16 protein-coding genes, 1 pseudogene and 1 riboswitch are annotated in these 26264 nt (G+C 73.2%); of the genes and pseudogenes, 5 read left to right on the top strand and 12 right to left on the bottom strand.

All coding sequences use genetic code 11. The features are described 5' to 3' along the window. Positions 1 to 7: 7 nt before the first annotated feature. The gene (locus tag O7627_RS12270; RefSeq protein ID WP_278093628.1) at positions 8 to 1498 is read left to right on the top strand and encodes a family 43 glycosylhydrolase; all 1491 of its coding nucleotides are present in this window, start codon (positions 8 to 10) and stop codon (positions 1496 to 1498) included. Between the two features lie 43 nt (positions 1499 to 1541). On the opposite strand, the gene O7627_RS12265 is transcribed toward O7627_RS12270, so the two are convergent. The 3 genes from O7627_RS12265 to O7627_RS12255 form a co-directional block, all read right to left on the bottom strand. Beyond that, a complete protein-coding gene (locus tag O7627_RS12265) occupies positions 1542 to 2573 on the bottom strand; it encodes a hypothetical protein (protein WP_278093627.1) in 1032 nt (343 codons plus the stop codon). Positions 2574 to 2620: 47 nt separating this feature from the next. Beyond that, positions 2621 to 6253 carry a methionine synthase gene (metH, locus tag O7627_RS12260; protein ID WP_278093626.1) on the bottom strand — a complete coding sequence of 1211 codons (3633 nt, stop codon included), beginning with the start codon at positions 6251 to 6253 and terminating at the stop codon, positions 2621 to 2623. 17 nt (positions 6254 to 6270) lie between these two features. Then, positions 6271 to 6360: riboswitch (S-adenosyl-L-homocysteine riboswitch) on the bottom strand. Positions 6361 to 6404: 44 nt separating this feature from the next. Next, positions 6405 to 7598, bottom strand: coding sequence for an epoxide hydrolase family protein (locus O7627_RS12255; protein WP_278093625.1), 1194 nt, complete (start codon positions 7596 to 7598; stop codon positions 6405 to 6407). A 64-nt stretch (positions 7599 to 7662) separates the two neighbouring features. Between O7627_RS12255 and O7627_RS12250 the strand changes: the two are divergent. Further along, a pseudogene (locus O7627_RS12250) lies at positions 7663 to 8696 on the top strand (WYL domain-containing protein). On the opposite strand, the gene O7627_RS12245 reads toward O7627_RS12250, so the two are convergent. The 6 genes from O7627_RS12245 to O7627_RS12220 form a co-directional block, all read right to left on the bottom strand. Beyond that, positions 8693 to 11251 (bottom strand): SpoIIE family protein phosphatase, encoded by a 2559-nt coding sequence (locus O7627_RS12245; protein WP_278093624.1) that lies wholly within the window; start codon positions 11249 to 11251, stop codon positions 8693 to 8695. The pseudogene O7627_RS12250 and the gene O7627_RS12245 sit on opposite strands and share 4 nt — an antisense overlap. Before the next feature lie 120 nt (positions 11252 to 11371). Next, entirely contained in the window at positions 11372 to 13078 is a 1707-nt protein-coding gene (locus tag O7627_RS12240) for a hypothetical protein (protein WP_278093623.1), read from the bottom strand. A gap of 99 nt (positions 13079 to 13177) precedes the next feature. After that, on the bottom strand, positions 13178 to 14485 hold the full coding sequence (locus O7627_RS12235) for an aminotransferase class III-fold pyridoxal phosphate-dependent enzyme (protein WP_278093622.1): 1308 nt from the start codon (positions 14483 to 14485) through the stop codon (positions 13178 to 13180). A 9-nt stretch (positions 14486 to 14494) separates the two neighbouring features. Continuing rightward, positions 14495 to 15502 (bottom strand): transketolase C-terminal domain-containing protein, encoded by a 1008-nt coding sequence (locus O7627_RS12230; RefSeq protein WP_278093621.1) that lies wholly within the window; start codon positions 15500 to 15502, stop codon positions 14495 to 14497. Next, on the bottom strand, positions 15499 to 16473 hold the full coding sequence (locus O7627_RS12225; RefSeq protein ID WP_278093620.1) for a thiamine pyrophosphate-dependent dehydrogenase E1 component subunit alpha: 975 nt from the start codon (positions 16471 to 16473) through the stop codon (positions 15499 to 15501). The genes O7627_RS12230 and O7627_RS12225 overlap by 4 nt, the downstream gene beginning before the upstream one ends. Positions 16474 to 16600: 127 nt before the next feature. Next, positions 16601 to 17842 (bottom strand): MFS transporter, encoded by a 1242-nt coding sequence (locus O7627_RS12220; protein WP_278093619.1) that lies wholly within the window; start codon positions 17840 to 17842, stop codon positions 16601 to 16603. Positions 17843 to 18186: 344 nt separating this feature from the next. Here O7627_RS12220 and O7627_RS12215 point away from each other — a divergent pair, with 344 nt between their 5' ends. The 3 genes from O7627_RS12215 (at position 18187) to O7627_RS12205 (ending at position 21545) form a co-directional block, all read left to right on the top strand. Beyond that, positions 18187 to 18948 carry a ferritin-like domain-containing protein gene (locus tag O7627_RS12215; RefSeq protein WP_278093618.1) on the top strand — a complete coding sequence of 254 codons (762 nt, stop codon included), beginning with the start codon at positions 18187 to 18189 and terminating at the stop codon, positions 18946 to 18948. Between the two features lie 172 nt (positions 18949 to 19120). Continuing rightward, positions 19121 to 20959, top strand: a complete 1839-nt coding sequence (locus O7627_RS12210) for a RiPP maturation radical SAM C-methyltransferase (RefSeq protein ID WP_278093617.1) — start codon at positions 19121 to 19123, stop codon at positions 20957 to 20959. Between the two features lies 1 nt (position 20960). Next, positions 20961 to 21545 carry a DUF5825 family protein gene (locus O7627_RS12205; RefSeq protein WP_278093616.1) on the top strand — a complete coding sequence of 195 codons (585 nt, stop codon included), beginning with the start codon at positions 20961 to 20963 and terminating at the stop codon, positions 21543 to 21545. 105 nt (positions 21546 to 21650) lie between these two features. Here the strand turns inward: O7627_RS12205 and O7627_RS12200 are convergent, their stop codons facing one another. The 3 genes from O7627_RS12200 to O7627_RS12190 form a co-directional block, all read right to left on the bottom strand. Further along, on the bottom strand, positions 21651 to 24086 hold the full coding sequence (locus O7627_RS12200; protein ID WP_278093615.1) for a M14 family metallopeptidase: 2436 nt from the start codon (positions 24084 to 24086) through the stop codon (positions 21651 to 21653). Positions 24087 to 24258: 172 nt separating this feature from the next. Beyond that, positions 24259 to 25374 (bottom strand): Gfo/Idh/MocA family oxidoreductase, encoded by a 1116-nt coding sequence (locus O7627_RS12195; protein ID WP_278093614.1) that lies wholly within the window; start codon positions 25372 to 25374, stop codon positions 24259 to 24261. Continuing rightward, positions 25347 to 26054 (bottom strand): ThuA domain-containing protein, encoded by a 708-nt coding sequence (locus O7627_RS12190; RefSeq protein ID WP_278093613.1) that lies wholly within the window; start codon positions 26052 to 26054, stop codon positions 25347 to 25349. Before O7627_RS12190 ends, O7627_RS12195 begins: the two co-directional genes overlap by 28 nt. Between the last annotated feature and the right edge of the window lie 210 nt (positions 26055 to 26264).

Raw genomic sequence — 26264 nt, 5'->3', positions numbered from 1 at the left:
GACCGACATGAGTTTCGACATCAGCCGCCGTACCCTGCTGCGTGGTGGACTCGGCGCGGCCGCGACCGGCCTGGTCGCCGCGCTGCCCGCTTCCGCCGGCGCGGCCGGCGGTTCCGCTCCCGACCCCGACGCCGCCGGGTCCGCCGGGGTCGGTGACGCGCAGCGGTACGCGGTGCCCACCGCCAACCCGCTCATCGAGCGCCGGGCCGACCCGTTCATCACCCATCCGGTACGCGGCATGTACTACTTCACCGGCTCGGTACCGGAGTACGACCGCCTCGTGGTGCGCGGCGCGCCCACCATCGCCGGCCTGTCCACCGCGGCCGAGTCGGTGATCTGGCGCCGGCCGGCCAGCGGCCGGATGGGCGGGCACATCTGGGCGCCGGAGCTGCACCGCATCGACGGACGCTGGTACATCTACTTCGCGGCCGGCGACTCCGACGACGTCTTCCGGATCAGGATGTACGTGCTGGAGTCGGCACTGGCCGACCCGCGCGACCCGGCCGGCTGGGTGTTGCGCGGCCAGATCGTCACCGAGTGGGACAGCTTCGCCCTGGACGCCACCACCTTCGAGCACCGGGGCCGCCGCTACCTGGTGTGGGCGCAGAGCGAGCCGGAGATCGCGGTCAACTCCAGCCTCTACATCGCCGAGCTGGCCACGCCGTGGCAGTTGGCCGGCAAGCCGGTGCGGATCGCCACCCCGACGCGGGACTGGGAGATCCAGGGGTTCCGGGTCAACGAGGGCGCGGCGGTGATCGTCCGCAACGGTCGGGTCTTCATGACCTTCTCGGCCAGCGCCACCGACGCCCGCTACTGCCTCGGCCTGCTCACCGCCGACGCCCGCGCCGACCTGCTCGACCACGCCTCCTGGGTGAAGACCCCCGACCCGGTCTTCGTGACCAACGAGCAGACCAGCCAGTACGGTCCCGGGCACAACTCGTTCACGGTGGCCGAGGACGGCGAGACCGACGTGCTGGTCTACCACGCCCGCGACTACCGGGCCATCGTCGGCGACCCGCTCTACGACCCGAACCGGCACACCCGGGTGCAGAAGCTCTACTGGCACCGCGACGGCACGCCGCTGTTCGGGGTGCCGGTCGGCGCCGGCGGGCCGATCGTCCGGCTGCGACCCGCCGACGCCCGGCGGTCGTTCGTCCGGCACGCCGACGGCGTGCTGCGGGTCGACCCGGACGTGCGGGAACTCGCCGACACCCAGTTCCGGTTCGCACCCGGCCTAGCCGGCGCCGACACCGTGTCGTTGACCTCGGTCAACTTTCCCGACCGGTACGTGCGGGTGGTCGGCGGCACGGTCCGGCTCGATCTGGCGTCCGACGACCCGGCGCACGCCGTCCAGGCCAGCTTCTACCGGATCCCGCAACGCGGCGGCGGGGTGTCGTTGCGGCTGGCCGGCGACGCCACCAGCTACCTGCGCCACGACCGCGGCCGGCTGACCACCGGCCGGGCCGCCGGCGCCCGGACCACCTTCCTGCTCGACTGATCGGCGCGGTCGTCAGAGCCTGCTCGGCTGACCGGCGCGGTCGTCAGAAGCTCCCGCCGAACCCGCCGCTGTGACCGCCACCGCCGTCATGACCGCCGCCGCCGTAGCCGCCACCGTCGTGGCCGCCGCCCGCCTCCGTGCCCGGATAGCTGGTGGGCCAGCCGCCGGCCCGGCGGTCCGGCCGGCGGGACGGCCGTGGCTGCCGGGCCGGGCGAGGCAGTTCCTGGGGCCGCCACTCGAGCCGATGGCTACGCACCACCCGTCGGCACTTCTTCCGCACCTCGGCCGGCACCGCCGGATTGGCGATCGTGTCGGAGAACGCCACCATCAGGTAGTTGCGCTCATAGCCGGCGAGCAGGTCGGCCCGGTCGCGCAGCACGGCGAGCACGCCGAGCCGGCCCTCCAGAATGTCCACCGCCCGGCGGGGCAGGTGCGGGTTGGTCAGGACGGCGGTCAGCAGCGGTGTCGGTTCCCCGTCTGTCCACAGTGCGTGCTGTTCAGCGATCCACCCGGTCGGGTTACCGGTGTTGCGCAGACCCTCGACGAAGGCGTACTCCAGCATGGCCAACAGGTCGGGCTGATCGGTGCTGGCGAGCAGGTCCGTCAACTCCCGATGGACCCGCGGGTCGGTGGAGTGCAGGGCGGCGTCGAGCGCGGCCGCGGCCGACGAACCACGGCGGCGGTTCTCCCGGTCCAGGGCGGCGACCAGTCGGACGCCGGGCCGGTGTGCGCAGTCGCGCTCCGGGGTCAGCAGGAAACGGGCCAACGGGTACGGCAGATCATGAAAGTAACCGGGAAATCCCGCGCCGGTCCGGGTCTGCACCTCCGACCACATTCCGCGCCAGAGCAGCTCCCACCCGTCCCCGCCGTCCCGCCAGACCCGCTCCAGGGACTCCCCCGCGATGCCGGCGACCCTCGGGTCCCGGGCGCCGCTGAACACCCGCAGCACCGGCCCGACGCTCGGGTGCGGGTTGGCGGCCCGCAACCCCCGGCCGAGCAGGCGGGCCGCCCGCCGCGCCCACCAGCCCCGCCCCCGCAACGCGCGGGTCTCCCGCCGGTCGACGATGCGCACCATCCCGCCATTGTGCCCAGCTCCCGGCCAGGACGCCGGCCGGCCACCGATCAGTCGATCTCGTAGCCCAGGTTCGGGCGCAGCCAGCGTTCGACCTCGGCCAGGTCCAGGCCGCGCCGGACGGCGTACTCCTCGATCTGGTCCTTGCCGAGCCGGCCGACGGTGAAGTAGCGCGAGGCGGGGTGGGCGAAGATCAGGCCGCTGACCGCGGCGGCCGGGGTCATCGCGTACGACTCGGTCAGGCCGATGCCCAGCGAGTCCGCGTCGAGCAGGTCGAACAGCTCCCGCTTCTCGCTGTGGTCCGGGCTGGCCGGGTAGCCCAGCGCCGGCCGGATGCCCCGGAACCGCTCGGCGTGCAGGTCGGCGAGGTCCGGCTGGGCATCCGGCTCGAACCACTCCCGCCGGGCCTTCAGGTGGAGGTACTCGGCGAACGCCTCGGCGAGCCGGTCGGCCAGCGCCTTTACCATGATCGACCGGTAGTCGTCCTGGTTGGCCTCGTACTCGGCGGCCAGCGTCTCGGCGCCGTGGATGGCGACCGCGAAGCCACCGAGGTGGTCGCCGGCCGGGGCGATGTAGTCGGCCAGGCAGCGGTTGGCCCGGCCGTCGGGCTTGGCGGTCTGCTGGCGCAGCATCGGGAACCGCACCCCGGCGGTGTCGAGCACGATGTCGTCGCCGTCGGCGTGCGCCGGCCAGAAGCCGTACGCGCCGACCGCCCGCAGCGACCCGTCGGCCAGGATCTTGTCGAGCATCGCGTTCGCGTCGTCGTAGAGCTCGCGGGCGACCGGCTGGTCGAGGATGGCCGGGAACTTGCCCTTCAGCTCCCAGGCCAGGAAGAGGAACTGCCAGTCGATCATCTCGCGCAGCTCGGCCAGGTCCGGTTCCACCCGGCGGACGCCGGTGAAGGCCGGCACCGGCAGGTCGCTGAAGTCCACCTGCTCGCGGTTGGCGCGGGCCTTCTCGATGGTCAGCAGCGGCTGCTGGCGGCGGTTGGCGTGCTGCTCGCGCAGCCGCTCCTGCTCGACCCGGTTCGCCTTGTCGAGGGTGTCGGCCCGGCCGGGGTCGAGCAGGTCGGAGACGACCCCGACCACCCGGGAGGCGTCGAGCACGTGCACGGTCGAGCCGTGGTAGGCCGGCGCGATCCGCACGGCCGTGTGCTGGCGGCTGGTGGTGGCGCCGCCGACCAGCAGCGGCAGCTTCAGGCCGCGCCGCTCCATCTCGGCGGCGACCGAGACCATCTCGTCCAGCGAGGGCGTGATCAGGCCCGAGAGCCCGACCGCGTCGGCGCCCTCGGCCACGGCGGTGTCCAGGATCTTCGCCGCCGGCACCATCACCCCGAGGTCGACCACCTCGTAGTTGTTGCAGCCCAGCACGACGCCGACGATGTTCTTGCCGATGTCGTGCACGTCGCCCTTGACGGTGGCCAGCACCACCTTGCCCTGGCCGCGGCGGGGATCGATCCGGCCTTCCAGCCGGGCCTGCTCCTTCTCCGCCGCCATGAACGGCTCCAGGTAGGCCACCGAGCGCTTCATCACCCGGGCGCTCTTGACCACCTGCGGCAGGAACATCTTGCCCGAGCCGAACAGGTCGCCGACGACCTTCATGCCGTCCATCAACGGACCCTCGATCACCTCCAGCGGCCGGTCGAACTGCTGCCGGGCCTCCTCGGTGTCCTCCTCGATGAAGTCGACGATGCCGTGCACCAGCGCGTGCGACAGCCGCTCGTTGACCGGCCCCTCGCGCCAGGAGAGGTCGACGGTCCGCTTGGTGCCCGACCCGGTGACCGTGGAGGCGAAGGTGACCAACCGGTCGGTGGCGTCCGGCCGCCGGTCGAAGAGCACGTCCTCGACCAGCTCCAGCAGGTCGGCCGGGATGTCGGCGTAGACGGCGAGCTGGCCGGCGTTGACGATGCCCATGTCCAGTCCGGCCCGCACCGCGTGCAGCAGGAACGCCGAGTGCATCGCCTCCCGGACCACGTCGTTGCCGCGGAACGAGAACGACAGGTTGGAGATGCCGCCGCTGGTGCGCGCGCCCGGGCAGCGCTGCTTGATCAGCGGCAGGGCGTCCAGGAACGCCTTGGCGTACCCGTTGTGCTCGGCGATGCCGGTCGCCACGGCCAGCACGTTCGGGTCGAAGATGATGTCCTCAGGGGCGAACCCGGCCCGCTGGGTCAGCAGGTCGTAGGCGCGGGCGCAGATCTCCACCTTCCGCTCGGTGGTGTCGGCCTGGCCCTGCTCGTCGAAGGCCATCACCACCACCCCGGCGCCGTAGTCGCGGATCCGCCGGGCCTGGGTGAGGAACGGCTCCTCGCCCTCCTTGAGGCTGATCGAGTTGACCACGCCCTTGCCCTGCACGCACTTGAGGCCGGCCTCCAGCACGCTCCACTTGGAACTGTCGATCATGACCGGGATCCGGGCCACCTCGGGCTCGGTGGCGATCAGGTTCAGGAAGGTGGTCATCGCCTGCTCGCTGTCGAGCAGGTCGGCGTCCATGTTGACGTCGAGCAGGTTGGCCCCGCCGCGCACCTGCTCCAGCGCGACGTCCACGGCGCCCTGGTAGTCGTCGGCCTCGATCAGCCGCCGGAACCGCGCCGAACCGGTCACGTTGGTCCGCTCGCCGATCATCACGAACCCGGTGTCCGGCCCGATCTCGAACGGCTCCAGGCCGCTGAACCGGGTGGTGACCGGCGGGCTGGCCAGCGCCCGCGGGGCGGCGCCGCGCACGGCGGCGGCGATCTGGGCGATGTGCGGGGGCGTCGTGCCGCAGCAGCCGCCGACGACGTTGACGATGCCCGCCTCGGCGAACTCGCCGATCAGGGCCGCCGTCTCGTCCGGGGTCTGGTCGTAGCCGCCGAACGCGTTCGGCAGGCCGGCGTTCGGGTGGCTGGCCACGTAGCTGCCGGAGATGCGGGCCAGTTCGGCGACGTGCGGGCGCATCTCGGTCGCGCCGAGCGAGCAGTTGACGCCGACGATCAGTGGCTGGGCCACCTCGATCGACCGCCAGAACGCCTCCACGGTCTGCCCGGACAGGGTGCGGCCGCTCAGGTCGACGATGGTCACCGAGATCCAGAGCGGGAGGTGCGGGGCGACCTCGCGGGCGGCGGCGATGGCCGCCTTGGCGTTCAGCGTGTCGAAGATCGTCTCGATCAGCAGCAGGTCGACCCCGCCCTCGGCGAGGGCGGCGATCTGCTCGGCGTAGGTGGCGCGGACCTGGTCGAACGTGACCGCCCGGTAGGCCGGGTCGTCGACCTTCGGCGACAGCGACAGGGTGACGTTGAGCGGCCCGACCGAGCCGGCGACGAAACGCCCGCCCACCTCGTCCGCCGCCTGCCGCGCGAGCTGCGCGCCACGCCGGTTCATCTCGGGTACGAGCGCCTCCAGGCCGTAGTCGGCCTGGGCGATGCTGGTGGCGGTGAAGGTGTTGGTGGTGGTGATGTCGGCCCCGGCGGCGAGGTACTGCCGGTGCACGTCGAGGATCACGTCCGGCCTGGTCAGGTTCAGCAGGTCCGGGTCGCCGGTGACGTCGCGCGGGTGGTCGGCGGTGATCAGGTCGCCGCGGTAGTCCGCCGGGGTGAGCTGGGCGCCCTGCAGCATGGTCCCCCAGGCACCGTCGAGCACCAGCACCCGCTGGGCCATCAGCTCACGCAGCTGCTGGGCCGCCCCGCCCCGCACGCGAAGATCACTCATATCGACACCTCCGAAAGAGATCGGAGGCGCCCTTGTCGATGGTCCCCTGGCTGGAAACCCCGGTCGAGCGTGGCGGGCTCAGGCCCGTTGCAGCGCCTCTCGACCTGCCGATCAGGTTACTCGACGGCACCGGCCGGCGACGTGCACCGGGTCACAGCCGGTGCCGGAAGAACTCCCTCAGGTCGCCGACCAGCAGGTCAGGCGCCTCCATGGCGAGAAAGTGCCCACCCCGGTCGAGCTCGGTCCAGCGTACGACGTCGTGGTCGCGCTCGGCCCACGGCCGGACCGTCACGTCGTGGGTCGACAGCAGCACCCCGGTCGGCACCCGCGGCGCCGGCTGGCCCGGGTCGGCCCCGTCGGCCTGGCCCCAGTCGGCCCCGTCGGCCTGGCCCCAGTCAGTCTCGGCGGCCGTCTCGTAGTAGATCTGGGCCGAGGAGGCGGCGGTGCCGGTGAACCAGTACAGCGACACGTCGGTGAGGATGCGGTCGCGGTCGACGCTCTGCTCGGGCAGCCCGTCGGCCGGGTCGGTCAGTTCCTTGAACTTCTCCACGATCCAGGCGAGCTGTCCGACCGGCGAGTCGTGCAGCCCGTACGCCACGGTCTGCGGTCGTTTCGTGTTGCACTGCAGGTAGCCGTCGTTGAAGTCCTGCATCGCCTGCCAGCGCCGCTGATCGGCTTCGGTCAGCCCGTCGAACTCGCCGTCCGCGCCGACCGGGAAGGTGAGCAGGCCGTTGACGTGCACGCCGACCACCCGGCCGGCGTCCTGACGGCCCATCTCCGGCCCGACGAAGCTGCCGGTGTCGTAGCCGTGCACGCCATACCGGTGGTATCCGAGCCGGCCCATCAGCCGGGTCAACAGCCCGGCCATCCGGGTCGGACCCATCCCGGGGCCGGCGAGCGGGGTGGAGAACCCGAACCCGGGCAGCGAGGGGATGACCAGGTGGAAGGCGTCGGCCGGGTCGGCGCCGTACCGGCGCGGATCGGTAAGCGGACCGATCACGTCGAGGAAGTCGGCGAAACAGCCCGGCCAGCCGTGCAGCAGGATCAGCGGCGTCGCGGCCGGCTCGGGCGAGCGGACGTGCAGGAAGTGGATCTTTTGGTCATCGACGTTCGTCATGAACTGCGGGAACTCGTTGAGGCGGGCCTCCTGGGCCCGCCAGTCGTAGCTGGTGCGCCAGTGGCCGGCCAGGTCGCGCAGGTAGTCGACCGGCACCCCCCGGTCCCAGCCGACGCCGGGCAGTTCGGTCGGCCACCGGATGTTGGCCAGCCGAGCGGCGAGGTCGTCGAGCTGGGGCTGCGGAATGGCGATCGTGAAGGGCCGGATGTCGGGTGCGGGGTCAGTCATGCCGGCGACGGTAGCCAGCGGTTAGGACCGTTCCGGTCCTAACCCGGGTGGCATGCTGGATCACATGTTGGAGTCCTCGGCCCGCCTGCTGCGGCTGCTGTCGCTGCTGCAGGCCCGGCGGGACTGGTCCGGGGCGGAGCTGGGCGACCGGCTCGGCGTCACCGCCCGGACCGTGCGCCGGGACGTCGAACGGCTGCGCCGGCTCGGCTACCCGGTGCACGCGGTGCGGGGCACGGCCGGTTACCGGCTCGGCGCGGGGGCGGCGCTGCCACCGCTGCTGCTCGACGACGAGGAGGCGGTCGCGGTCACGGTGGGCCTGCGGACGGCCGCCGGGGGGTCGGTCGCCGGGATCGAGGAGACTGCCCTGCGCGCCCTGACCAAGATCGAGCAGGTGCTCCCGTCCCGGCTGCGGTTCCGGGTCGAACGCTGCAGCGGGCCATGGTCCGGGTCGGCGGCGGCGGCCCGGCGGTGCCGCCGGAGACGTTGATGGCGGTCGCCGACGCCTGCCGGCGCCGGGTCCGGATCGGCTTCGACTACACCAGCCCCCGTGGCGGCGACAGCGTCCGCTCGGTCGAGCCGCACAGCCTGGTCAGCTTCGGCCGGCTCTGGTACCTGATCGGCTGGGACACCGACCGCGCCGACTGGCGGACCTTCCGGGTGGACCGGCTCCGCCCGCGTACCGGGGATGGTCCTCGGTTCGCGGCGCGGGAGTTGCCCGGCGGCGACCCGGGCGCCTACCTGTCGGAGCGGCTCTCCGCCCGCGCCTGGCCGTGTCGGGCGACAGTCGTCCTGCACCAGCCGGCCGAGGCGGTCGCCGAGGCGGTCTGGCCCGGTATGGGAGTGGTCGAGCCGGTCGATGCCGCCTCCTGCCGGCTGCATGTCGGCGCCGAGTCACCGGCCGACCTGGTCTGGATGATCACCTCGGTGGGCGTCGACTTCACCCTGATCAGCGGCCCGCCGGAGCTCACCGCCGCGATTCGGGACCAGGCTGCCCGCTGCCTGCGCGCGCTCCCCGCCGAGCCGCTCCCCACCGAGCACCGACCACCGGAGCCCGCCGACCTACCGGAGCCCGCCGACCCGCCGGAGCGGGACGGCTAGCCGGTGGGAAGCGTGATTGTGACCCGGGTCCCATGCTCGCTCAGGTCGAGCACCACCCGGCGGGCCATCTGGTTGATCAACTGCAGGCCGCGCCCACGCTCCTCGCCGGCCGACGCGGCGGCCCGCCACTGCCCCCAGTCGGTCACCTCGACGCGCACCTGGCGCCGGTCGATCTCGATCACCTTCAACGCGACGGGACCGAACCGCGAGCCGGGATAGGCGTGTTCCAGGGCGTTGCTCAGCGCCTCGTTGCAGGTCGTGAGCAGCGCGTCGACCCGCTCCGGGGAGAGCTCCCGCCCGGCCGACCAGTCCCGCAGCCGGCGCCGGGCGGGCGCCAGGTCGGCGGGCGAGCGCAGGGTCAGCCGCAGCACCGCCGAGCCGTCGGCGGTGGCCGGTGGATCGCCCAGCTGCAGGCAGGCCACCACGATGTCGTCGGTGATGGTCTGATCGGCGGTCATCCGGGTCAGCAACTCCTCACACCACGCCTGCGGCTCCACCCCGGTGAGCGTGCCCGCGATCTTGGCGAGCCGGTCCAGGCCGGTGTCGATCACCTCGTGCCGGCGCTCCACCAGGCCATCCGAGTACCACACGATCATCGCGCCGGGTGGCGCTTCGAGCTGCGTCTGCGGGCGGGGTCCGGTCGGCAGCCGCAGCGGCTGAGAGCGGCCCCCGTCGAGGAAACGGACCGCGCCGTCGGCGATCAGCAGCGGCGGCAGGTGCCCGGCGCAGGCGTAGGTGAGGATCCGGTCGGCGGGGCTGTACTCGGCGTACCCGACGGTGGCGTAGTCCGCTCCGGAGACCGCGGCACTGGCGGTGTCCAGCGCCTCCAGCACCTCGGCCGGGGACGCGCCGGTCATCGCCACCGAACGCAGCGACTGCTGCAGCCGGCCCATCGCGATGGCGGAGGTCAGGCCGTGCCCCACCACGTCGCCGACGGCCAGCCCGACCCGGTTGCCGGGCAGTTCGAACACGTCGTACCAGTCACCACCCACGTCGTGGCCACGCTCGGCCGGCCGGTAGCAGACGCCGGCCCGCACGCCGGGCAGGTCGGGCGGGATCCGCGGCAGCAGGGAGCGCTGCAGCTGGTGCGCCGCCTCGTACTCGGCCTCGTAGAGCGCCGCCCGGTCGAACGCCTGCCCGGCCAGCTCCGCCAGGGTCCGGGCCACCGAGGTGATCTCCGGACCGAGCGCACCGTCGCGCCGGAACGCGAACGCCAACGCGCCGAGGGTGCGCTCACCGGCCCGGACGGGCACCACGAGCAGGCTACGGGTGCCGGCCGCGGCGGCCGGCTCGGCGTACCGGGGAAACCGGGCGGCTATCTCGGCCGGGGAGACCAACTCGACGCTCTGGCCGGTGCGGATCGCATGGGTGATCGGCATCGGGCCGTCCTCGCCGAGGGGCAGCCCGGCGTGCCAACCGGCGGCGATCGGCGGCGGGCCGGCGGCGATCGGCCAGGCCCGCAGCGGCCCGCCCCGGCGGTCGACCAGGGCCACCCCGCCGTGGTCGGCGATCAGGCCGACGCCCCGCTCCACCAGCACCCGGGTCACCTGCTCGGAGGTCGCGGCGGTGGCCAGCCCCGCGGTGACGTCCTGCAGGGCCTGCAACCGGCGGCGGGCCGCCACCTCGCGGCGGGACCGGGCCCGGGCGCGGTCCCGTTCCGCGACCGCGATCGCCAGCACCCAGGCGCCCACCACCACGCAGGCGAGGTAGACCTGCAGGCTGGCGGTCTCCAGCCGCGGCCGGTCGGCCAGCGCCGCCCACGGCCCGTGCCCGGCGGCGCTGAGCAGATTGGCGGTGAACGCCAGCACGAAACCGGCGCCCCCGACCGTCGCCACCCGGCCGAGGAACCCGGCCACCAGCAGCAGCGGCACCGGCAGGTAGACGAGTGGCACCTCGTGCGGCCAGAACCCGACGACGGCCAGCCCGGCGGTGCCGGTCAGCATCGCCGTGGCCCGCCAGATCCGCCTCGACCAGCCGCCGACGCGCAGCGTGTCCAGCCCCACCAGGGCCGCGCCCAGGGTCAGCACCGCCAGTCCGTCCCCGGCCCAGAACTGGGTCAGCGCCGCCCACCACTGCGCGTCGCTGGCCCAGGCGCTGGTGGTGGCGCCGATCAGCGCTCCGGCGAGAGGCCCCGCCCCGACCGCGCAGCCGAGGAAGGCGAGCGCGTCCCGGCGCCGGGTCAGGTCGATCCGACCGGGCCGGAACCGGCGTAGCAGGGCCGCGCCGACCAGCGGCTCCACCACATTGGTGAGCACGAAGCCACCAGCGGTCAGCGGCGCCAGCCCCTGCCACAGATTGATCGCCAACTCCACCGTGCCGGCCGCGCCGAGCACCCAGACCCAGTGCCGGCGGCCGACGAGCAGCAGCGCGCCGAGCGTCACCCCGGCCGGCGGGAAGAAGACCGCGCCCGCGTCCGAGGCGCGGAACAGCAGCCAGGCACAACCCGAGCCCAACGCGTACGCGACAGCGACCGCGAGGGCGATCCACAGCGGTACCCACCGCCGGTCCGGCCGCTGTCCGGCCACCCCGGCCGGCGCGTCAACGACTCCCGTCATGCCGTCAGCCTGCCATCCCCCGGCCGGATCGGACGCCGCCATGTCCACTGTCGATCGGCGTGGCGTCGGCGGACCGATCCCGGGCCGGGCCGGCGGCCCGGTCGGGCCACCCTGGCCGCGCTACCGCAGCACCAGCACGTTGTAGTGGTCGAGCCGGTCGACGGTCACGGTCAGCCGGCCGTGCCGGCAGCGCGACGCCGGCACCGTCGACCCGGCGAAGTCGGGCGAGATCATCGTGACCCGCTGTGGGCAGGACGGCAGCCGCACCGTCAGCCGGATGTCGGTCTGCGGGATGATTCGCCGGTCGTAGTTGTGGTTGACCAGGTGGATGGTGCGGGACCCGCCGCCCCGCTGGACCAGCACACTGGCGGCGATGCGGTCGACCCCCGCCTGGACCACAGGTGAGCCGAGTTCGTTGTCCCGGTAGAGCGCGCCGTGCCGGTGGTAGAACCGGCTGTAGGTGCGGAGGAACTCCAGCATGCCCTGCTGCTCGGCGGTCGGGCTGCCCACCGTGTCCTTCAGGTGGAAGGCCGGGAACAGGCCGTTGGCGTACGCCTCGGCGCCGAAGATCCGCCAGTAGTCCATCTTCTCGGTAAGCGGCAGGTTCAGGTAGCTGGTCATCATGTCGTTGGGCCAGTCGATGAAGACCGCCACCGGCACCTCACCGGCGATCCGGGCGTTCTGCTCCTTGAGGTAGCGGAAGTTGGCCTGCAACGACTTCGCGCCGTTGAGGTGGCCGTCGACCACCGGCACGTAGTCGGCGCCCCGGTAGTCGGGGGTCTGCTCGTCGGGATTCCACGGATACATGCCGACGCTGTTGTAGTCCACGTACGGCAGCAGCCCGTTGGAGCTGATCAGGATCTCCCGGTGCGCGGTCCGCCGCGCGTAGCCGCGCAGTTCGTCGACCAGCTCCTTCCAGTAGCGGCGCAGGTAGGTCGCGGTGAAGGAGGTGTCCTCGGCGTACATCCGGTTGGCGGTCACCCGCCCCCACTCGGCGGCCAGCGGGTTGCCGGCGGTCAGCGGGTCGGTGTGCCAGCCGTTGGCGCGCAGGTAGCGGCGGTAGTTGAAGTTGCGGTCCAGGTCGTCGGGCGGCACGTCGGCGCGCGGCCGGTTGTCGTCGGTCATCCCGAACCGGGTCCGCCAGTCGGCCGCCGAGTAGCCGGGGTACTTCGCCAGCAGGTACCGGTTGAAATCGGCGATGGTGTAGTCGTCGAACCCCTCGTTGCCGTTGAAGCCGTACTTCAGGCCGCCGCTGAAGCCGGCGTTCACCTCGTCGAGGTTGATCCCGTCCACCCCGCCGTCGATCTGGATCCTGGCCCAGCCGAGCAGGTAGTCGCGGTAGCGCGGGTTGAAGATGTTGCCGCGCCGCGCCGGCACCGGGAAGCCGAACTCGTCGTGTGGCACCGGCTCGTTGTCGGCGTCGCGGGTGGACATGTCGTCGTAGATCTGCGGGCTGGCGAAGTCGTGCGGGAAGATCACACTGGCCGTGCCGCTGCCCATGAAGGTGATCCCCCGCCGGTGGTAACGGCGGATCTGGCCGAAGTTGTAGTCGGCCGCCTCGTCGCCGTTGGTGGACCACTTCCCGATCGCCCGGATGGTGACGTCGGGCGCCATCCGGTAGACCTGCGGGTCCTCCCGGTCCACGTCGGACTGGCTGAACGCGTAGACCGTGAAGTCGGCCGCCCTGGTCCGCCCCGCGGTCGTGGACCCGGCGGGGTGGCCGGCCTCGGCCGCTACCGGGACCGGCGCGCCGGCCGGCACCGCGACCACCAGGGCCGCCACGACCGCGTACCCGGACCACCGCACCGCCGCAGATCGCCGCGCCATGGCGCTCCCCTCCGGACCGTCACCGGCGGCGGGCGGGCGCCGGCCGCCGGTGACGGAAGAGTGTATTCGCCGGCGAGCAAATGTAGAAGGATGTCGCTGTCAGGGGGTGGTCAGCTGATCCGTCACGTACCGGTCCACGGTCCGGCGCAGGATCGTGACCAGCTCGGCGCACTCGTCGACGCTGATGGTCAACGGCGGCAGCAGCGGCAGGACGCCGTCGGCGTAGCTGGTCAACAGGCCGGCGTCCCGGCAGGCCAGGCGCAGCCGGTAGACGTCGCGCACCGACCACCCGGTCCCGTCCGGACGGCGCAGTTCGAGACCGAGCAGCAGCCCCTCGCCGCGTACCGCGCCGACGTGCGGGTGGCCGGCGAAGGCCTCGGTCAGCAGGGCGGCGAGCTGCCGGCCGCGCTCGCGTACCCCGTCGAGGAAGCCCGCCGAGGTGAGGATCTCCAGGACGGCCAGCCCGGCGGCGGCACCGAGCGGATGGCCGTCGGTGGTCGAGCCGTTCGGGAAGCCGAGCCGGACCGGCGGGTCGGCGAGCGCGTCGAAGATGTGGTCGGCCACCGCCAGCGCGGCCAGCGGGAAGTAGCCGCCGCTGAGCCCCTTGCCCAGTACGATCATGTCCGGGGGTTCGGCCAGCCGCTCGCTCACCGTCATCGCGCCGACCCGGCCGGCGCCGGTGGTCACCTCGTCGGCGACGGCGTGGATGCCCCGCTCGCGGCAGCCCCGCACCAGGGCCGACAACTGCTCGACGTCGGCGGCGTGCAGCAGGTTGCCCTGCACCGGTTCGAAGATCACGGCGGTCACCTGGTCCGCCCCGATCCGGTCGATGGCCGCGAACACCGGCGCGAGGTCCGCGCCGGGCACCGGCGCCGGTACGTGGGTGACGTGGCCGTCCACCGGTGCCGACCAGTCGTGCAGGATCTGCTCCGCGGTCAGCGCGGTGGCCAGCGGGCCGGTGCCGTGGTACGCACCGGACAGGGCGACGATCCGGGTCCGCCCTGGCTCGCCGGTCATCCGCCGGTGGAAGCGGGACAGCATGCCGGCCGCCTCGGTCATCTGGCTGCCGGTGTTGCCGAACCGGATCCGCCCGAGCGTCGGCGGGAGCAGCCCGGCCAGCGCGCGGGCGTACTCCACCGTCACCAGCGGCGGGTGCTCGTAGCGCATCACCGTGCCGGACGGCAGGGCGTCGAGCTGGCGCCGCATCGCCTCCTTGACCGGCTCGCACGAGTAGCCCAGGGTCACGTTCCACATCGACGACCGGGCGTCCAGGTAGCGCCGGCCGGCCTGGTCGACGGCGTAGCTCCCGTCCCCGCCGACCAGGAACAGGTCCGGATCCGACTCGCGCAGGAAGTCGGCCATCGGGGTGATGCCGTGCCAGGCGTGGTACTTCGATCCATCGATCATGACGACTCCTCAACGGGACCGGGACGGGTTGGCGACGGGCCAGCGGCGCGGCGCCGACCCGCCGGGCCGGCGGGCGGTGAGCCGGCGGGCGGCGGCGGCCACCGCCTCGACGTCCGGCAGCAGCGGCGCGAGCAGGGCCGGGCTGACCGGGGCCGGCACCGATGCCCCGGTCAGCAGCTCCAGCCGGTCCGCGGCGACGGCGCCGCAGCGGACCAGGTGCAGGCCCAGGTCGGCCATCACCGCCGCACCGGCGGGCGCCTCGTCGACCAGCACCACCGGTCCGCCGCCGGCGACCAGGCCGGCGACCCCGTCGCGGTCCAGCGGAGCGGCGGTACGCAGGTCGACGACCTGGCTGCGCAGCCCTTCCCGGTCGAGCAGCGCGGCGGCCCGCAGGCAGGTCGCCACCGTGTTGCCGATCCCGACCAGGGTCAGGTCGCGGCCGGCCCGGGCCCGCCCGGCCACCCCGAACGGCAACGCGGCGTCGGTCGGCTCCGGCTCCGGCAGCTCGGCCCAGTCGGGCGCGTAGAGCCGGGGTGACTCCAGCACCAGCACCGGGTCCGGATGCACGAGCGCGGTACGCAGCAGCCCGGCCGCCGCGTTCGGCGAACCCGGCACCGCCACCACCAGGCCCGGGATCTGGCTGAACAGGCCGTGCTGGGCGTGCTCGTGCTGCGCGCCCAGGTGTTCACCGCCCCGGGTCAGGCCGCGGATCACCACCGGCACCGAGAACTGGCCGCCGGACATGTACCGCCAGGTGGTCGCCTCGTTGATGAGCTGCTCGAAGGCGCTGAACAGGAATGCCGCGCGGGCGATGCTGACCAGCACCCGCCGGCCCAGCAGCGCCATCCCGACGGCCATCCCGAGCATCGCGTGCTCGGCGATCGGCAGCCGGACCATCCGGTCTTCGCCGTAGAGGTCGATCAGGTCGGGCTGCTGGAAGGTGCAGAACATGCTCATCGTCGGCTGCGCGGACAGTGCGCCCCGGACCGCCGCGATCGACGGATGCGGCCGGCTCACCGGGTGCCCCCGGGCCAGGCCGCCACGGTCACCCCGGTCGTCGCGCCGGCCGGGTCGGGCTGGTCGGCGGCGAGCCCGTCGGCGACCACGGCGGCCAGCTCCCGGTCGACCTCGGCGCGGATGGCCGCGACCCGGTCGCCGTGCCCGGCCGAGGTCAGCGCCGCCGCCGCCCGGTCCACCGGATCCCGGCTCGCCCAGTGTCCGCGTTCCGCGGCCGGCCGGTACTCGGCCGGCGGGACCGGGCCGAGCTGCGCGTGGAAGTGCCGCAGGAAGGTGCGGGCCACCAGCACCTGCGGTACGCCGGCCCGGCAGTCGGTGAGCGCCTCGGCCGCGGCGGCGGCGACCGCCGTCACGTCGTTGCCGTCGACGTCCCGGCAGGCCAGCCCCAGACCCCGGGCGAGCTCGGCCGGGGCGAGGTGCCGGACCAGGTCGCTGCGGGTGTGGTCCTGCCAGCCGTTCTCCTCGCAGACCACAAGCAGCGGCAGCCCGCGGACGGCGGCGACGGTGAGGGTCTCGTACGCCACACCGGCGCCCAACGCCCCGTCGCCGCAGAAGGCCACCACCGCCCGGCCACCACCGGCGGCCTGCTCCGCCATCGCCGCCCCGGCCGCGATCGGCAGCTGCGCGGCCACGATCGAACTCGCCCCGAGCAGGTAGTGGGACCGGTCGGCGACGTGCATCGAGCCGGCCCGGCCGCCGCAGACCCCGCCGGAGCGGCCCAGGATCTCCCGGAACAGCCCGGTGGCGGGCACCCCGGCGGCGAGGGCGTGCCCGTGGCAGCGGTAGAAACTGACCACCCACTCGTCCGGCCGGCGGGCCGACAGCACCCCGACCGCGACCGCCTCCTGGCCCGTGTACGGATGCACGGAACCGGGAACCAGCCCTCGGGCGGCGCATTCCAGCACCCGTTCCTCGAAGGTCCTGATCCGCACCATCTCGTGGTACGCGGACGCGAGATCGAATTGCTGCATTCGCCCTCCGCCACCGGCGCCTGTTCGGCGGTCCGCAAATTGGGCCGACGTCAATTCCGTAGAGCCAACCACAATTGCCCGGAAGCCGTCGTCCGTAGGATTACGGAAATGGCATCGGTGTAAATACCTAGTCCGCCGGCGACGGGGCGGGGGGAACCCGTCGGGAGACGACGACCACGGTGCCGGCGAACGCCACCATGGCGAAGCCGACAAGCGCCGGGACGACCCCCCGGACCTGCGCCACCACCCCGGCGGCCAGCGCCCCGACCGGGATCGCCAACACCCCCAGGGTGCGGCTCAGCGCCAGCACCCGGCCGAGCAGGTGGGCGGGGACGATGCGCTGCTGCAGGGACACCGCGGCCACCAGCCAGACGGTGGCGCAGTAGCCGAAGACGGCCTCGTACAGGATCAGGGTCGGCACCGGCGGCGCGACGCTGGCCACCGGGATGAGCAGCAGCGCGGCGCCCGCCACCGGCGCGAAGACCGGCACCACCCGGGCCGGCCCGAGCCGGCCGATGACCCGCCCGGCGGTCGCCGCCGCGACCACCGCCGCCACGCTGTTGACCGCGAAGGTCAGCCCCAGCAGCCACGGCCCGAGGCCCAACTCCCGGTACGCGTAGAGCACGTAGAGCCCGCCGATCGCCGCCCCGCCGAGGTTGAGCGCGGCGGTGGTGACGGCGATCCGGACCAGCACCGGCCGCCCGCGCAGCGCCGCGATCCCGGCCCTCAGGTCGGCGAAAATGCTGCTCGGCGGCCTTCCGGTGGGCTCGGCCGGGGCCGGGCGCAGCCGGCCGAAGGCCACCGCGGCGAGCACGTGGGTGGCCGCGTTGGCCAGCATCGCCAGCGCCCCGCCGAGCGTCTGGACCAGGGCACCGGCCGCCGCCGGACCGGCGATCTGGCCGACCGACTGCGCCCCGGCCAGCGCCGAGTTGGCCGCCACCAGCCGCTCGGGCGCAACCAGCCGGGGCACCGTGGCCTGCAGTCCGATCGCGGTCAGGCCGCTGAGCACCCCGGTCAGCGCGGCCACCGCAAACAGCAGCGGCAGCGAGAGCGCGCCGGCCAGGTGGGCCGCCGGCACGGCCAGTGCCGCCAGGGCGTTTCCGGTGCTGGCGGCGACCAGCAACCGTCGACGCCGGGCGCCGGCCCGGTCCACCAGCACCCCGAGCAGTGGGGTGGCCAGCGCCTGGGCGCCGTACTCCAGGGCGAACAGGCCGGCCGCGGCGACCGGGGAGGCGGCCAGCGCCAGCACGGCCACGGTGGGCAGCGCCAGCGCCGCCACGTGGGTGCCGACCACGCCGACGACCTGGGCCGCGACCGCGGGCCGCAGCGCCCGGTCCGACAGCACCGACCCACCGGTTCCGGTACGCACGCCAGCACTCCTCGATGGGTCGGTGAATGTGTCGCCACCCTGCCACGCCCGCGCCCCGAAGGGGAAGTGCGGACGTCCGAAAAAAATGGCCCGCCGCCGAATTGACCAGCCGGGTCGAACCGGGCCGGCGGTGGGTCTCGAAAGAAATGCTTGCCACGGTCCGGGACGGCAATTAACATCGGGTCCCATCGCCGCCACGGCGAACGCGACCATCCCTACGACGACGGTTACCGGGCGACACCGCGGTACGAGATCCGCGGATCGCACGGCGTCTATTGGCACGGTTTTCCCACCCCGACCGGCCGCGATTCCGGCTGGCCGACAAGGCCCATTGGGGGCTGCTCATGGCGCTCATCGACGCCCGCGAACTGGACCAGGACGAGCTGGCGTACCGGATCTTCGGGGTGACCCGGGACAAGACCCCGTGGCGCGCCGCGGAGATCATCGGGCGCGGACCGGCGGTCCGCGACTGGGACCGCGCCGAGCTGGCCTGGCGGATGTCCTCGCGCGGCTACTACGCCGAACAGGCCGGCCTGGTGGCGGCGGCGACGCTCGCCGCGCAGACCGAGGACGCGCCGCTGCGGTTCAGCCTCGCCCTGGCCACCGCCGACGAGGCCCGGCACGCCGACGCGTTCCTGCAGTACGCCCGGGCGGTCGGCGGCGAGCCGGAACCGGAGGCGGCCGAGCTGATGGAGCCGCTCGACGCCGCCCTGACCAGCCTGCCGTACATGGGCCGGGCGCTGGTGCACACCATGCTGGAGGGCTTCGCCGCCGACGAGTTCGTGCTGCTGCGCGAGGTGTTCGCCGGCGACCCGCTCGGCGAGCTCTACCACCACGTGCGACGCGACGAGATCCAGCACATCGCGATCGGACTCAACTACCTCACCCGCGAGTCGAACACCGCCGCCGGGCAGGAGCTGTGGCGCGAGTTCGGGCCGCAGTGGCACGAGATCGGCATGCGACTGACCTATCTGGACGCCATCTCGGCGTCGCTGGGTGAGCTGACCGGCCGCAAGCCCAACCGGGTCCGGCACTGGTTCCTCCGCCGGCACCGGGCCAGGCTGCGGGCCGGCGGCGTCGACATGGCGAGCATGGAGAGGAGGTGAACCCCGTGACGATCACGAAGGTTGCCATCAAGAAGCCGACCCACGGCACCTGCAAGTACCTGGTACCCACCAGGAAGTCCGAGAAGTGACCCGGCCCCGGATGGGGGCGACGACCGTCCCCATCCGGCGCCCACTCCGCCCCCGGTCGACAACCCTTTGGAGGCGTACCGCGATGTCCGTGTGTCTGGTCGCGATGCCCTGGCAGGCGATCGAGTCGCCGTCGCTGCCGATCGGGCTGCTCAAGGCGGCGGCCGTCGCGGCCGGCCGACCCGAGCCGGCCGCCTGGCACGGCAGCCTGCGCTGGGTGGAGTTCCTGCTGGAGCGCAGCGGCGGCGAGCTGACCCCGGCCGACTACACCCAGGTCGCCGAGGTGGGCCTCTTCGACGGGCTCGGCGACTGGGTCTTCGCCGGGGTGCTGCACGACGACCCCGACTTCGGGGTGGAGACCCTGCGCCGGTACGCCGCCGAGCACGGCGTCGACATCGCGGTCCCGCTGGCGATGCGCGGGTACGCGGCCGAGTTCATCGAGCTGGCCGTCGCCGAGATCTTGGCCACCGGGCCGACCCTGGTCGGCTTCACCACCACCTTCATGCAGAACGTGCCGAGCCTGGCGGCCGCCCGCCGGCTCCGGCAACTCGCCCCGGCGGTGCGGATCGCCTTCGGCGGCGGCAACTGCGACGGCGAGATGGGGATCGCGCTGCACCGCAACTACCCCTTCGTCGACTACGTCGTACGCGGCGAAGGCGAGGTGGCGTTTCCGATGCTGCTGGCCGCGCACGCCGGTGAGGTGCCGATGGCGCGGGTGCCGGGGCTGTCCTGGCGGGACGCGGACGGGGCGGCCGTCCACAACGACCAGGGGCCGCTGGTGCCGCCCGGCCGGATTCCCACCCCGGCCTTCGCCGACTGGTTCGACCTGCTGGCCGAGTCCCCCGTGCAGGGCCACGTCGAGCCGAAGCTGGTGCTGGAGAGCGCCCGGGGCTGCTGGTGGGGCGAGAAGCACCACTGCACCTTCTGCGGACTCAACGGGACCGCGATGCAGTTCCGGGCCAAGCCGCCGGAGCGGGTGCTGGCCGAGCTGACCGAGCTGGTGGGCCGCCACCACACCCTGGACGTCATCATGGTCGACAACATCATCGACAACCGGTACTTCACCGAGCTGCTGCCCCGGGTGGCCGCGCTCGACTGGGACCTGCGGCTGCACTACGAGGTGAAGTCGAACCTGCGCCCCACCGAGGTCGGCGCGCTGCGCGCGGCGGGCGTGGCACACGTCCAGCCCGGCATCGAGTCGCTGGTGACCCCGGTGCTGAAGCTGATGGACAAGGGCGTCTCCGGCATCCACAACGTGCGGACCCTGCGCGACTGTGAGTCGGCCGGGTTGACCGTCTCCTGGAACTGGCTCTACGGCTTCCCCGGCGAGTGCCGGGCGGACTACGCGGCGGTGCTGCCGCAGCTGCCCCGGCTGGTGCACCTGCAGCCGCCGGCCGGCGCCTCCCGGATTCTGCTCGAACGGTTCAGCCCGTACTTCGAGAACCCGGCGCTGGGCTTCCCGGCCCGCCGGCCGGCCCGGCTCTACCAGCACGTCTACGACCTGCCCGAGGCGGAGCTGGCGGACCTGGTCTACCTGTTCGACACCGACGCGGCCGGGCTGGCCGACGGTGACGTCGACCCGCTGCTGGCGCTGATCGGCCGGTGGACCGACGGTTATCCGGCCAGCGCGCTGCGGGTGGTCGCCGACGACGCCGACGGGATCGTGATTTCCGATCGCCGGGTCGGCTGGCCGGAGCGGGAGCACCGGATCACCGACCCCCGGCTGATCCGGGCTTACCACGAACTGGCGCACGGCCGGACGGTGCCGGCACTGGCCGGGCGGCTGGCCGAGGCGGGTCTGCCGGTCGGGGCCGAGGCGCTGGCCGGCTGGCTGGCGGAGCTGGCCGACGCCGGCCTGGTGTTCGAGGAGAACGGCCGGTGGCTGACCCTGGCCACCACCGTCGAACCGGTGAAGGTGGCCTGACATGACGACCCTGACCCTGCCCGCCGACCCGACCGGCCGGCTCGACCTGGCCGCCTGGTCGCTGCGGCCGGTGACGCTGCCCGAGCCGCTGGAGTTCGGCCAATCCGCCGAGCGCGACCTGGCGCTGCTGCGCTTCCTGCGGGAGGCCACCAGCCACGCCGTCCGGCTGCGGTGGACGCTCGTCGGCCAGCCGTCGTTCCCCCTCGACACCCACGTGCACCTGGTGCCCCCCAGCGGCGGCGGGGACGGGCCGAGCCGCGCCTACGCCGCGCGGTGGGGCGTCGGCTACCGGTACGGCAGCTTCTACTACCGGCGCGGGCCCGGTCTGGTGGTGGTCAAGGACGTCCGCCCGGGGGTGGAGCCGACCCGGCTGGTCATCACCGACGGCTTCGACGCGTTCCTGCGGCTCGCCGGTGACCCGGCCGCGCCTGGTGGCGGCGCCGGACCGTCGACCGGGTCCGACCCTGGGGACGCCGAGGCGGCGGCGGTCGCGGTGGAGGCCGGGCTGGCCTGCGCCGCCGGGACGGAACTGCTCGTCCTGCCCTACCGGATGCGGCACTGGCCGGTGCCGTACACGGCGGTCTGAGCCCGGCCGGGCACGCCGGCGTGCCCGGCCGGCGGTCGAGGTGCGGCCGGCGGCCGTAGCGCCCGAGGTGCCACGGCCGCGCGGCGTGCGATCGCGATTCGGGCGTCAGCTGTCGGAGATGATGGCGAAGCCGCGGTTCCAGTTCCTGGCGTCGGTGTCCGGGCGGTAGTTGTTCTCGATGTTGCCGGCCGCGTCCACCGAGAACCAGAAGACCTTGGTGCCGTAGGGGACGGTGAGCGTCTCGGCGCCCTCCCGGATGCCGGCCGAGGCGTAGAGCGTCGACTCGAAGGTCGGCTTGGTGCCGTCGAGGGTGTAGAAGATGGCGGCCGGTTCGCTCGTCGCGAACCGGATGTCCACAGTGCCCTCGGCCGCACCCGGGCCGGTGACCAGCGTGCTGGTCGGGCGTCTGCGGTCCTTGTCGTAGTCGCGGGCCACCCGCATCAGCTCGACCAGGCCGTTGGCGTACTCCAGGGTCTGCTCGTGCGCCTCGTCCCAGGCCGGCTGGAAGGACGTGCCGACCTCGAAGTTCCAGGCGTAGATGCCGTACTTGTACCAGAGCATGTCGCCGGAGTTGCCGGCCGCCGAGTAGAGCACGTCGGAGATCGGGCCGGTCCGGGCCGGGGTGACCGCCAGGTTCCGGTGCCGCTTGATGGCGGTCAGGATCCGCGACGAGGCGCCCCAGAAGAACGACTCCTCGGCCAGGGTCGGCCGGGGCGCGGAGATCCGGCCCGGGGTGGCGTAGGCGCCCGGCGACCACATGAAGTAGTTGCCGGACGAGTGCAGGTTCATCGAGAACCTGATGTTGGCGCGGCTGGCCAGCCAGTCCAGGTTGCGGTTCTCCGGCTCGGAGAGCTCCGCCGGGCCGGCGAAGACGTCGCTGGTGCAGCTCGTCGACGCGCCCGAGTAGCCGTCGAAGAGGCTGTACTCGCTGTAGTTGCGGTTGTTGTCGACGCCCCAGGAGTTGCGGGCCAGCGCGTCGGTGGCTCCCCCCTCGGCGCAGTGGTTGGTCATGTTCCGCCGCTGGGAGGCGAAGTCGTAGAACGAGTAGTGCCCGCCGTCGGGGTTGATCGACGGGGCGATCCAGATGTCGAGGGAGCGCAGCAGCTGCTGGGTGTTCTCGTCGGTGCGGTGGTTGCGCAGCAGCCGCTCCGCGGTCTCGATCGCCACCAGCGGCGGCACCCACTCCCGGGCGTGCTCCTGGGCGTAGGCGAGGACCCCGGTGCGGGAGCCGTCCCGGAACTTGCCGATCCGCAGCGCGTACACCGGGTGCGGGTCGCGGGAGACCGACGCCGGGGCCCGCAGGTTGTCGGTCAACGGCGTCGCGGCGACCGGCGTCACCACCCCGCCGCCCTCGTCACCCCGATACGGGTACGCCTTGACCAGCTCGCCCGCGGCGGCGTTGACGGCGGCGGCTACCTGGGCGGCGGTGCTGACCACCGCGCCGGTGGCGTCGGTGGCAAGGCTGACCCGGATCGCCGTGCCGGTCACGGTGACGGCCAGCGCCTGGTCGGCGGCGGCCGGGTCGGCCAGTTCCACGGTGATGTCGTTGCCGCCCTCGTGCCCCCAGGCCAGCGAGTCGACGGCGACCCGGCTGGCGTTGGTGGAGCCGAGCACCACCTGCGCCGGACGCCGGTAGCCGTTGGTCTGGTGCGGCAGCTCGACCACCTCGGCGAGGTGCGGGAACTCCTCGGCGAGCCGCCTGATCCGGTCGTAGAGCTCGGTCGGGGTCAGGTAGCTGGTGACGAAGTCCTTCTGGTAGCCCGGCCCCTCCGGGGAGTCGTCGGGGATCGGCAGCCACTGCTTCACCTGGGCGGTCACCGTGTCGCCGGTGGGGCTGGTGAGCTGGATCCGGTCGGGCCGGGCGGTGACCGTGGCGGCGCCCCGGTGGTAGAGGTAGACCCCGGCGTCGACGAACCGGGAGATGGTCTGGGTGCCGCCGGAGCCGAGTTCGGTGCCCGGTCCACTGTCGCGGGTCACCGTCAGCGTGCTGGTCGAGGTCTGGCCCTGGGCCCACTTCGCCTCGACCGAGAGCACCTGGCTGGTGCCGGAGGTGTAGTAGTCGGCTCGGATGATCCTGACGTCGGCGACGTCGGTGTCCTGCGCCAGCCGGGCGGAGAAAGCCCGGTTCTCCGCCCGGTGTTCGGCGATCGTCGCCTCGCGTTCGGCGATCCGCTCGTCGGTGTCCTGCGCGTCGTAGAGGGTCTCGCCGATCCGGTAGCCGCGCGCCCGCAGGCCGTCGATCTCGTTCGGGGTCACCACGGCGTGCACCACGATGCCCGTCTCGGTCTGGGAGACGTGGTGATCGAGATCGACGCCGGTGGCGACCAGCCGGTCGAGTTCGTGGCGGTCGGCCAGCAGCACCTCCACCACGCTGGCCTGCTCGTCGGCGAAGCGTTCCAGGATGGCGTGCACCGCGTCGGTGTCGTCCGGGGCGGCGGCGGTCACCGCGGTGGCCGGACCGGCCAGCAGGAGGAAGGCGGTCGCCGCGGCGACTGTCGCGAAGAGACGTCGGGGGGTTCCGGGCCGGCGTGAGGGGGACATGTCGCTGCCTTTCGCTTGCGGTGCCGCTGATCAGGGGGTGGTGAACAGGGCGGTGCACCGCCGCCGGGTCGGGCGGCCGGATCGAAGGATGTCACCCGCTCGATGGGGTTGGATCATCCTGGACAGACCCGACAGGCTCTGTCAACAGCCGGCCCGGCTCACTCAACTCCTGTCACAGCGCGGCGTCGCGCGCGGTCCACTCCGCGAGCCGGGTGAGCGGCACCGGGGCGGGACGCCGCACCGCCGTCGACAACTCGATCCGCCGGCCCTCGTCGGCCGACCGCAGCAGCGCGGTCATGATCTCCAGGACGTGCAGCGCCATCTCGCCGCCGGCCCGCGGCAGCCGCCCGTCGCCGGCCGTGACCAGGTCGATCAGGCCGATGCCCCGGCCGGCGCCGGCGTAGCCCGCCCGTGGCGGCAGGACCCGCCACCCGTCACCGCCGAGCGGGAAGCACCGGACCTCGCCGTCGAAATAGTTGGGATCGGGTACGGCCAGGGTGCCGGTCTCCCCCTGCACCTCGATCGGCGCGGCCGTCGTGGTGACCCCGTCGAAGCTGGTGGTGATGGTGGAGATGGCCCCGTTCGTGTGCTCCAGCGCGCCGGTCACGTGGGTCTGCACCTGGACCGGCACCGACTCCCCGAGCCGTGGGCCGGACCCGATGATCCGCTCGGCACGCAACCGGCCGGCGGCACCGACCACCGCGCGGACCGGCCCGAGCAGGTGGACCAGCGCCGAGAGGTAGTACGGCCCCATGTCCAGCAACGGGCCGCCGCCCGGGGCGTAGTAGAAGTCCGGGTGCGGATGCCAGCGTTCGTGCCCCGGGGTGACCATGACCGCCGACGCCGACAGCGGGCGCCCGATGAGCCCGTCGTCGATGGCGGCGCGGGCGGTCTGCGTACCGGTGCCCAGGACGGTGTCGGGTGCGCAGCCGACCCGGACGCCGGCCGCCGCCGCCCGGTCGACGATCGAGCGGCCCTCCGGGAACGTCACGGCGAGCGGCTTCTCCCCGTAGATGTTGCGGCCGGCGGCGATCGCGGCGAGCGAGATCTCCGCGTGCGCGGCGGGGATGGTCAGGTTGAGCACCGTCTGCAGGTCCGGGCTCCCGATCAGCCGCTCGGCGCTCGTCACCTCGGCGCCGGGCAGCTCGGCGGCGGCCGCGGCCGCCCGGTCGCTGTCCAGGTCGGCCACCGCGGCGATCCGCACGGCCGGGTGGTGGGCCAGGGTGTCCAGGTACTGGCGGGAGATGACCCCGAGACCTATCACTCCGACGCGGTGCGGGTCGCCCACAGCATGCCCCTCTCGATCACGGTACGCACGCTCGGGTGCTCCAGCACGTCCAGGCTGTGCCCGGGGGTCGTCACCACGATCTTTCCCGCGCCCCAGCGGCGGGTCCAGATCGCCGGTGAGGTGACCGGCCGGTGCCACGGGTGCCACGGGCGGGTGGGATGGGTGGTGGTGGCGAGCACGTCGATCAGGTCGTCGTGCAGCACCCAGTACTGCTCGGTGACCAGGTCGAAGTCGTCGATCCCGGCGGTGATCGGGTGCTGGCGGCCGAGCTCGGTCAGCTGCACCCGGTGCGGCAGGAAGTTGTCCTCCGGCTGGCCGCACCGCGCCTCCGGTTCCTTGCCCGGGTGGGTGGCGAACTGGCCGCCGACCAGGTGCAGGTAGTCCGACGAGGCCCGGAAGGAGTCGGCGATGCCGCCGTGCCAGCCGGTGAAGCCGGTTCCGGCGGCGACCGCCGCGGACAGCCCGGCCACCTGTTCGGCGGTGATCTGCGACATCGTCACGCACTGCACGATCAGGTCGGTGCCGGCCAGTTCGGTGGCGTCGGCGTAGATATCCGGCGACCCCTCCACCCGGACCGTGTAACCGCCGCGTTCCAGGAAGGGTATGAACAGCTCCGTCGCCTCGACCGGCCGGTGTCCCTCCCATCCGCCCCGAACCACCAACGCTTTCAACCCCGCCACAGCCGCTCCTCCCGGTCCGTCCCTGCCGGGTCGGCCGCCACAGGGGCAGGTCACCGATCCCGTCGTCGATCACCGAAACCGTACCTGTGCTGGGCGGCAGGTCCGCGGTGCCGGGGTTGTCGGATTGAGCACTGACGATCCATGACCGGCCGGGTCCGGTTCGGGGGCGGTGCCGGTGGGTAGCCGGCACCGCACCGCCGCCGCCCGGTC

This window comes from Solwaraspora sp. WMMD1047 (assembly GCF_029626155.1).
Lineage (GTDB): Bacteria > Actinomycetota > Actinomycetes > Mycobacteriales > Micromonosporaceae > WMMD1047.
The sequence above is the reverse complement of the archived record's forward strand: the minus strand, read 5'-3'. Positions and strand labels throughout refer to the sequence as shown.

Bases quoted from the DNA above. Each gene is read 5' to 3' on its own strand.
- O7627_RS12270 (WP_278093628.1), top strand. From the start codon at position 8: ATGAGTTTCGACATCAGCCGCCGTACCCTGCTGCGTGGTGGACTCGGC.
- O7627_RS12265 (WP_278093627.1), bottom strand. From the start codon at position 2,573: ATGGTGCGCATCGTCGACCGGCGGGAGACCCGCGCGTTGCGGGGGCGG.
- metH (WP_278093626.1), bottom strand. From the start codon at position 6,253: ATGAGTGATCTTCGCGTGCGGGGCGGGGCGGCCCAGCAGCTGCGTGAG.
- O7627_RS12255 (WP_278093625.1), bottom strand. From the start codon at position 7,598: ATGACTGACCCCGCACCCGACATCCGGCCCTTCACGATCGCCATTCCG.
- O7627_RS12245 (WP_278093624.1), bottom strand. From the start codon at position 11,251: ATGACGGGAGTCGTTGACGCGCCGGCCGGGGTGGCCGGACAGCGGCCG.
- O7627_RS12240 (WP_278093623.1), bottom strand. From the start codon at position 13,078: ATGGCGCGGCGATCTGCGGCGGTGCGGTGGTCCGGGTACGCGGTCGTG.
- O7627_RS12235 (WP_278093622.1), bottom strand. From the start codon at position 14,485: ATGATCGATGGATCGAAGTACCACGCCTGGCACGGCATCACCCCGATG.
- O7627_RS12225 (WP_278093620.1), bottom strand. From the start codon at position 16,473: ATGCAGCAATTCGATCTCGCGTCCGCGTACCACGAGATGGTGCGGATC.
- O7627_RS12215 (WP_278093618.1), top strand. From the start codon at position 18,187: ATGGCGCTCATCGACGCCCGCGAACTGGACCAGGACGAGCTGGCGTAC.
- O7627_RS12210 (WP_278093617.1), top strand. From the start codon at position 19,121: ATGTCCGTGTGTCTGGTCGCGATGCCCTGGCAGGCGATCGAGTCGCCG.
- O7627_RS12205 (WP_278093616.1), top strand. From the start codon at position 20,961: ATGACGACCCTGACCCTGCCCGCCGACCCGACCGGCCGGCTCGACCTG.
- O7627_RS12200 (WP_278093615.1), bottom strand. From the start codon at position 24,086: ATGTCCCCCTCACGCCGGCCCGGAACCCCCCGACGTCTCTTCGCGACA.